The organism is Tabrizicola sp., assembly GCF_036781545.1.
Lineage (GTDB): Bacteria > Pseudomonadota > Alphaproteobacteria > Rhodobacterales > Rhodobacteraceae > Tabrizicola.
The window spans coordinates 1-7,836 of sequence record NZ_DAIQAT010000161.1 but is presented as its reverse complement, the minus strand read 5'-3'; the positions used below and the strand labels follow the sequence as shown (position 1 = coordinate 7,836).

At 63.9% G+C, this 7,836-nt stretch carries 7 protein-coding genes; 6 read left to right on the top strand and 1 reads right to left on the bottom strand.

The genetic code is table 11. From position 1 onward, the window contains the following. The first annotated feature begins 379 nt into the window (after positions 1 to 379). Genes V7Q39_RS17480 through V7Q39_RS17465 form a run of 4 tightly spaced genes read left to right on the top strand, consistent with a single transcriptional unit; the run spans position 380 to position 4,353 of the window. Positions 380 to 1,285 (top strand): ABC transporter permease, encoded by a 906-nt coding sequence (locus tag V7Q39_RS17480; protein ID WP_333817899.1) that lies wholly within the window; start codon positions 380 to 382, stop codon positions 1,283 to 1,285. After that, on the top strand, positions 1,282 to 2,118 hold the full coding sequence (locus V7Q39_RS17475; protein ID WP_333817898.1) for an ABC transporter permease: 837 nt from the start codon (positions 1,282 to 1,284) through the stop codon (positions 2,116 to 2,118). The genes V7Q39_RS17480 and V7Q39_RS17475 overlap by 4 nt, the downstream gene beginning before the upstream one ends. Then, positions 2,118 to 3,260 carry an extracellular solute-binding protein gene (locus V7Q39_RS17470; protein ID WP_333817897.1) on the top strand — a complete coding sequence of 381 codons (1,143 nt, stop codon included), beginning with the start codon at positions 2,118 to 2,120 and terminating at the stop codon, positions 3,258 to 3,260. Before V7Q39_RS17475 ends, V7Q39_RS17470 begins: the two co-directional genes overlap by 1 nt. After that, positions 3,253 to 4,353, top strand: a complete 1,101-nt coding sequence (locus tag V7Q39_RS17465; protein ID WP_333817896.1) for an ABC transporter ATP-binding protein — start codon at positions 3,253 to 3,255, stop codon at positions 4,351 to 4,353. The genes V7Q39_RS17470 and V7Q39_RS17465 overlap by 8 nt, the downstream gene beginning before the upstream one ends. A gap of 185 nt (positions 4,354 to 4,538) precedes the next feature. Here V7Q39_RS17465 and V7Q39_RS17460 read toward each other — a convergent pair whose 3' ends face one another. Continuing rightward, on the bottom strand, positions 4,539 to 6,815 hold the full coding sequence (locus V7Q39_RS17460) for a heavy metal translocating P-type ATPase (protein WP_333817895.1): 2,277 nt from the start codon (positions 6,813 to 6,815) through the stop codon (positions 4,539 to 4,541). An 88-nt stretch (positions 6,816 to 6,903) separates the two neighbouring features. Between V7Q39_RS17460 and V7Q39_RS17455 the strand changes: the two genes are divergently transcribed. Beyond that, a complete protein-coding gene (locus V7Q39_RS17455; protein WP_333817894.1) occupies positions 6,904 to 7,335 on the top strand; it encodes a MerR family transcriptional regulator in 432 nt (143 codons plus the stop codon). Between the two features lie 264 nt (positions 7,336 to 7,599). Next, positions 7,600 to 7,836 (top strand): pyridoxal-phosphate dependent enzyme (locus V7Q39_RS17450; protein WP_333817893.1); only part of this gene is annotated, 237 nt, incomplete at its 3' end.

The following is a 7,836-nucleotide window of genomic DNA, read 5'->3' as shown; positions in this document are numbered from 1 at the left end:
TGAACATCTGGCAACCCGACCCCGTGCATCAAAGCCAGTGGAGCGCCGGTTTCGTCGAGGCCATCGGGCAGGAGCTGGACGATGTGGTGGCACGGCTTTTGGCGCGCGGTCTTGCGCAGGGCTGACCGGGCCGAGCGTCTCTACCGCCTCAGCACGATTTGCGGAGGCGAGACGCAAAGGGACAGCCGCTGGGTGCCGCCATATATCAATAATGAATGAATGCGACGGAAAGCGATATTTTACAGCAGTGACCCTTTACCGCTAGCCTCCGGTAAAAGACTGGACTGACGGGGACTTCGGCGATCTGGACCATGGCAGTACATGCTGGGGAGATCGACCAACGGCGGTGGTTTCGGCCAGCGGGGGTGATGACAGCGCTATGGCAGCCCGGACCTATGAGGCGCGCGTGACGCGGGGGTGGAAACTCTACGACCCCCGGCTGGCCTGGCTTCTGGTGGCTCCGGCCGCGCTGCTGCTTTTGTGTTTCCTGATCCTGCCGATTCTGGTGATGGGGATTTATACCTTCTTCACCTTTGTCACAGCCGGGGTCGAGGATGCGACGCTGACTTGGGCCAACTGGCACGAGTTCCTGACCGACAGCTATTATCACGGCTTCCTGCTGAAGACCCTGCGGGTGGGGATGGTGACGGCGGCGATCTGCGGCGTGATCGGCTATTTCCCGGCCTATTTCATCTGGGCCACCGGTTTCCGGCACAAATGGCTGCTTCTGCTGCTGCTGATCGTGCCGTTCTGGATCAGCTTCACCATCCGCACCTTCTCCTGGATCCATATTCTGGGCGAACAGGGGCTGATCAACGTCTGGCTGATGAACCTTGGACTGATCGACGCGCCGCTGCGGATGCTTTACACCGAAGGCGCGGTGATCATGGGGCTGATCCACTTCCTTCTGCCCTACATGATCCTGAACATATACGTCAGTCTTGAAGGGATCGACCGGACTCTGATTTCTGCAGCAAGATCAATGGGCTGTACCAATGCTCAGGCATTCCGCGAAGTGACATTGCCCCTCTCACTGCCCGGGCTGGCGGCCGGTCTGATGCTGTGCTTCGTGCTGGCGGCGGGCAGCTATGTGACGCCGCAACTCCTCGGCTCGGGGCGCGATGCGCTGTTTGGCAACCTGATCTATGATACCATCATGGGGCAGTTGAACTGGCCGATGGGCGCCACGCTGTCCATCGTGCTCTTCGTCGTCCTTGGCTCGGTCGCGGCGATCTATACCCGTTACATGGGGATGTCGCAGATCGTGAAAGGTCTGAGCGGATGAGCGGCGCGCGCGACAGAGAGGGCCGGTGGGCCTGGGCGCTGACGCGCCTGGTGACGGTTCTGGTCTATGTCTTCATGTTCGCACCGATCCTCGCGACGGTGGTGCTGTCCTTCAACAAGTCGATGTTCGGCGGCTTCCCGATGACCGGCTTTTCCTTCCAGTGGTATGGCAAGCTGCTGGAGAATGCCGCGGTCGTTCAGGCGTTCAAGACCTCGCTCTGGATCGCGGTCGTCACGGCGGCCGTCACCACGCTGGTGGGGATCGTCACCGCGCTGGCGCTGGTGCGCTTCGACTTCCGGGGCAAGGGGCTTCTGGGCACGCTGGTGATCCTGCCCGCGCTGGTGCCGGAGACCATTCTGGGCGTCGGTCTGCTGATCCTGATCAAGTCGATCGACCAGCCGCGCAGCCTGCCGATCCTGGTGCTGGGACATATCCTGCTGGCCTTGCCCTATGTGGTGCTGATCGCCCAGGCCCGGATGGTCGGGGTCAAGCGGATCTATGAAGAGGCGGCGATGTCGCTGGGTGCCTCGCGCCTTTCCACCTTCCGCGAGATCACCCTGCCGCTTCTGATCCCCGCCGTGGTGGCCGGTGCGTTGCTTGCCTTCACGATTTCCTTCGACAACACCTCGGCAAGCCTGTTCTGGCGTCCCGCCGGGGTCGAGACGATGCCGACGCAGATCCTGTCGATGCTGAAGACCTCGATCTCGCCCGAGGTGAACGCCCTTGGCACCGTGATGATCGTGATGACCGTGGGCATCCCGCTGATCGGCGGCATCCTGATCCAGATCTTCACCAGACGAACGAGACGATACAAAACCAGGGAGACTGCATGATGAAACTGACCACCACCACCCGGCTTGAGCGGCTGCAAGACCGCTACAAGAACGGCGGCCTTGACCGCCGGAGCTTTCTTGGCCTGACCGCCGCCTCTGCCGCATCGGCCGGGATCTTCCTGCCCTGGGGCAGCAAGGCCCTTGCGCAGGTAAAAGATATCCGCTTCGACGGCTGGGGCGGTGTCGTGCAGGAAGCGATGACGAAATACGCCTTCGAGCCCTTCACCGCGAAAAGCGGCGTCGGCGTTACCCAAGGCACTTTCGGCGACGAGAACGAGATCATCGCCAAGGCCAAGACCTCTGCCCCCGGCGACTTCCAGGTCATCCATTCCTCGGGCGTGGAATACTACGTCAAATACCTCAACGCTGGCCTGACCTCGGAAATCAACGAGGCCAATATCCCGAACATGGCCAATGTCATGCCCGCGATGATCGAGCCGTTCCGCAAGCTGGCGCCCAAGCTGTCGGCGGTGCCTTACGACTACGGCACCACCGGGATCGCCTACAACACCACCGTGATCTCGCCAGAGGAAGCGGCCCAGAAGGGCGCCTCGATGCTGTTCGACTCGGCCTATGCCGGGAAGATCGGCGGCTATGACAGCATGGTCACCCGCGTCTGGTATGCCGCGCTTGCCACTGGCCAGGACCCGAACAACATCGCCGATATGGATGCGGTCTGGGCCAAGGTCCGCGAGCAGCGCGATCTGGCGAAGAAGTTCTGGTCCTCGGGCGCGGAACTGATGGACCTGTTGTCGAAAGGCGAGATCGTCGTCACCGACGCCTGGTCGGGCCGCGTCGCCGCGCTGCAACAGCAAGGCGCGCCCATCGGCTATATCGACCCGCCCGGCTCTTACGCCTGGATGGAGGACATGCTGATCCTCAAGGGCTCGCCGATGGCGGAATGCGAGGAACTGGTCAACTTCATGCTCGACACCGCGACCTCCATCGCGGTGGCGGAAGGCCAGAACTACCCGCCGTCGCTGGACCCGACCAAGGTGGAACTGACCGACAAGGTGAAAGCGCTGCCCGCGTTCGATCCGACCGGCAAGATGGAGGCCCTGACCTTCGCCGATCCGAATTACTGGTCGGCGAACGAGACCGAGTGGCAGAAACAGTGGGACAGGATCGCCAAAGGTGCCTGACTCTTCCGAAAACCAGTCCCGGCCAGCAGCCGGGACTACCCCCGCGGTCGAGTTTCTCAATGTCGAGGTCTCCTACGGCAAATTCGTTGCCGTGCATGACTTTTCCCTGACCATCGAGAAGGGCAGTTTCGTGACCCTCCTTGGCCCCTCGGGCTGCGGCAAGACCACGCTTCTGCGCTCGATCGCCGGGCTGGTGGACATCACCCGTGGCCAGATCTCCATCGGCGGGCGGCGGATCGACGATGTTCCGATCTACCGACGCAACATCGGACTTGTGTTCCAGAACTACGCGCTCTTCCCGCATAAAAGCATCTTCGACAATGTCGCCTTCGGGCTGAAATACCGCAACGTGCCCAAGGCCGAGATCGCCAGCCGAGTGACCCGCGCGCTGGAGATGGTGCGCCTGCCCGGGTCCGAGAAAAAGCTGCCCTCGCAGCTTTCGGGCGGTCAGCAGCAGCGCATCGCCCTGGCCCGCGCCATCGTTTTCGAGCCCGAGGTTCTGCTTCTCGACGAACCCCTGTCCGCGCTGGATGCCAACATGCGTGAGGAAATGCGGGTCGAGATCAAGAAGATCCAGAAACAGACCGGCATCACCGCCATCTTCGTGACGCATGATCAGGAAGAGGCGCTGTCGATGTCCGACCGGATCGTGGTGATGAACGCCGGCGGGGCCGAACAGATCGGCACCCCGCAAGAGGTTTACGACCGCCCCGCCACCCCTTTTGTTGCCGATTTTCTGGGCAAGGCCAACATGCTGCCCGGCCGCGTCAGCGCCCTGCGCACAGGTGGTGTCAGCGTCATCCTGTCGGGTGGCCATGCGCTGGATCTGGACACCCCTCGCACCCTCGCGGTGGGGGATGCGGTGACGGTGGTGGTGCGCCCGCAGATGCTGACGGTCCGGCCCGGCCCGGGGGCGAACCGGCTGCAGGGCAAGGTCACTTCGACCTCCTATCTGGGCGGCCGGATCATCTATGAGGTCGACATCGGAGAGGCTGCGCCGCTTCGCGTCAATACTGCCATCAGCGGCCAGATGGCGGCCGAGGGCGACAGTATCGAGCTGGGCTTTGCACCCAGCGATTGCGTGATACTCTGATCTTTCTGTCGGGAACTGTCAGACGAAACTGATCTGCCAGGCCTGTGGGCCGGGAGTTTCAGGGGCGGTCGCACCAGCCTGCTTGGCAACGGTCGAGCAACACTGGAGTTTTGCCCGACCGCCGGGCGAGGCGGGCGATGGAACGCACCAGCGGGATATTCCTCTGGCAAAGCCTGCAATACGGCTCAGGCGCCCTTCTCCGGGTTGTAGCTCAGAAGGCGCAGCGCATTCAGGGTCACCAGCACAGTGGCCCCGGTGTCGGCCAGAATGGCGATCCACAGGCCGGTCAGGCCCAGCACTGTCGTGACCAGAAACACCGCCTTCAGCCCCAGCGCGATGGTGACGTTCTGCCGAATGTTCGCCATCGTCGCCCGGGCGAGCCTGATCTTGGTCGCAATGTCCGACACCCGGTCGCGCAGGATTGCGGCGTCCGCTGTCTCCAGCGCCACATCCGTGCCGGAGCCCATCGCCACGCCGACCGATGCCTGCGCCAGCGCCGGAGCGTCGTTGATCCCGTCGCCGACCATCATGACGCCGCCATCGGCTGCCATGGCGCGGATTGCCGTGACCTTGTCCTTGGGCATCATCTCGGCCTTGTGGTCCAGCCCCAGCCCCCCGGCAATCGCCGCGGCCGTGCGGGCGTTGTCGCCGGTCAGCATGACCGCCTTCAGCCCGAGCGCCTTTAGCTGGCGCACGCCTTCCATCGCGTCGGTCTTCGGTTCGTCGCGCAAGGCGATCAGCCCCAGCGCCCGGCCTTCGCGGAAGACCACCGAGAGCGACTTGCCCTCGGCCTCCAGCTGCTCTGCCCGGGAAACCCCCTCGGGCGCCATCACGCCCTTTTCCATGGCAAAGCGCAGGGAACCGACCCAAGCCAGGAGGCCCTCCACCTTGGCCTCTGCCGCCTTGCCGACGATGTTCCGTCCCTCTGTTGCAGCCGGAGTCTTCACCCCGGCCGCCGCCGCGCGGTCCATGATCGCCACGGCAAGGGGGTGGCTCGACCCCGCCTCGACCCCGGCGGCGACGGTCAGCACCTCGGCCTCGGTCGCGCCGTCCAGCGCCACCACATCCGTCACCACCGGCTGGCCCCGCGTCAGCGTGCCGGTCTTGTCGAATGCCACGGTCTGCACCTTCGCCGCTGCCTCGATCACCGCGCCGCCCTTCATCAGCAACCCCCGCTTCGCGCCTGCCGACAGCGCGGACGCAATGGATGCGGGAACGGAGATCACCAGCGCGCAGGGGCAGCCGATGAGAAGAAGTGTGAGGCCGCGGTAGATCCATGTCTCCCACGGCGCGCCGGTGAACAACGGGGGCACCACGATCACAAGCACCGACAGCGCGACGATAAGCGGCATGTACCACCGGCTGAAGCGGTCGATGAACCGCTCTGTTGGCGCGCGGGCCTCCTCGGCCTCTTCCACGAGCTTGATGATGCGCGCTATCGTGTTGTCCTCGGCCGCCTTGGTCACCTTGATGCGCAAGGCGGCCTCGGTGTTGATCGACCCGGCAAAGACGGCATCGCCCGGTCCCTTGGTCACCGGCACGCTTTCGCCCGTCACCGGGCTATCATCGACGCCCGAGGTGCCCTCGATAATCTCGCCATCCGCCGGAATGCGATCGCCGGGGCGGGCCAGCACGATCTGGCCGATCTCCAGGCTTTCGGCGGGCACCTCGCGTGTTTTTCCCGAAACCTCCAGCAGCGCCGTCTTCGGCACCAGGTTCGCAAGCGCCCGGATGCCGTCGCGCGCCTTGTTGGCGGCGACACCCTCCAGCACTTCGCCCACCGCGAAAAGGAACACGACCAGCGCCGCTTCCTCGGCCGCGCCGATGAAGAGCGCCCCGATGGCCGCGATGGTCATCAGGCTTTCGATGGTAAAGAATTGCCCCATCCGCGCGGCGGCGAAGGCCCGTTGCGCCACGGGCGCCACTCCGATCACGCAGGCCGCGACAAAGGCCCAATAGCCGACGGGACCGGGGAACAGGGATTCAACCACCCAGGCTGCGGCCAGGAGGACTGCCGTGAAGATGACAAGCTTGCCTTTGCTGGTCTGATACCAGCGCTTGCCGCGATCCTTGGGATCGTCGTGGATATGGCCGGGGCTGCCGTGGCCGGAGTCGCCCTGCGCCGCCTTGGGATGATGGTCATGCCCGTCGTCGTCATGGTGCCCGTCGCCATGGATATGCTTCGACGAGGGGGCCTCTCCCGCAGACTCGGGCAGTACGAAGGTCTTCTTCCTTGGGGCGGCCGTGCCCTTCGCCGCGATGCCGTAGCCCAGCGACTTGACCGCAGCCTCGATTTTTTCCTTCGGCGTCGTTTCCGGCTCCAGATCAAGCGACAGCTTTTCGGCCATCAGCGCGACCGAGACATTGGCAACGCCCGGCATTCGTTCGACGGCCTTCGTGACCTTGGCTACGCAGGAGGCACAATCCATCCCGGTGACGTTCCATTCCAGCCGCTCTGCCATCGCCCGTTCCTTCCGTCTCCCGATTGTCCGAATCGGGTCAGCAGTCTATCTAGTTCCTCTAGCGACTATAGGTTCAAGAGGAAAAACCATGCTGACCATCGGCAAGCTTGGGCAAGCGGCAGGGGTGAAGGTGCCGACCATCCGGTATTATGAACAGATCGGGCTGATGCCCGAAGCCGGCCGGAGCAGCGGGAACCAGCGGCTTTATCCAGCTGCCATGCTGGACAGGCTTTCCTTCATCCGCCACGCACGCGAGCTGGGGTTCCCGCTTGAGGCGATCCGCGATCTTTTCAGTCTTTCCGATCAGCCGGACCAGCCCTGCGCCGCGGTCGATGACATCGCGCGCACCCAGCTGGCCGCCACCCGCGCCCGAATCGCGCGACTGAAGGCTCTTGAGATGGAGCTGGAGCGGATGCTGGAGCAATGTTCCTGTGGCACGGTCGAGAACTGCCGGGTGATAGAAGTGCTGAGTGATCACGCGCATTGCGCACATGAGCACCATTTTGGTGAGGCCATCTGATCGTGCCGACAACGACCGCCGTTTACGCCCTTGCCGCCGCTTTGGAGATCGCTGGCCGTGATCGCCCGTGAGATCGGGGGCAAGCCGGTTGAGGCGATGCGCGCTCACCAACGCTGGCGGTGGCCGCAGGGTGCCGACCCGATCCGGGCCCAAGCCGACCCTGGAGGTTCGGAACCGCCGGAGTGAGCGGCGAGGCGCCCTCACAGCTTGAGTTTGCCCGCCTGCGCACATACACCTTCCAGTGACCAAGGAAGGACCCTCCCCATGCGCATTCATCAGGATCTGGCCGACACGATCGGGAACACGCCGCTTCTGAAGCTGAAGAAGGCGTCGGAGATGACCGGCTGCACGATCCTCGGCAAGGCCGAGTTCATGAACCCGGGCCAGTCGGTCAAGGACCGGGCGGCGCTGTATATCATCAGGGACGCGGTGGCGAAGGGGCTTCTGAAGCCGGGCGGGACCATCGTCGAGGGCACGGCGGGCAATACCGGGATCGGGCTG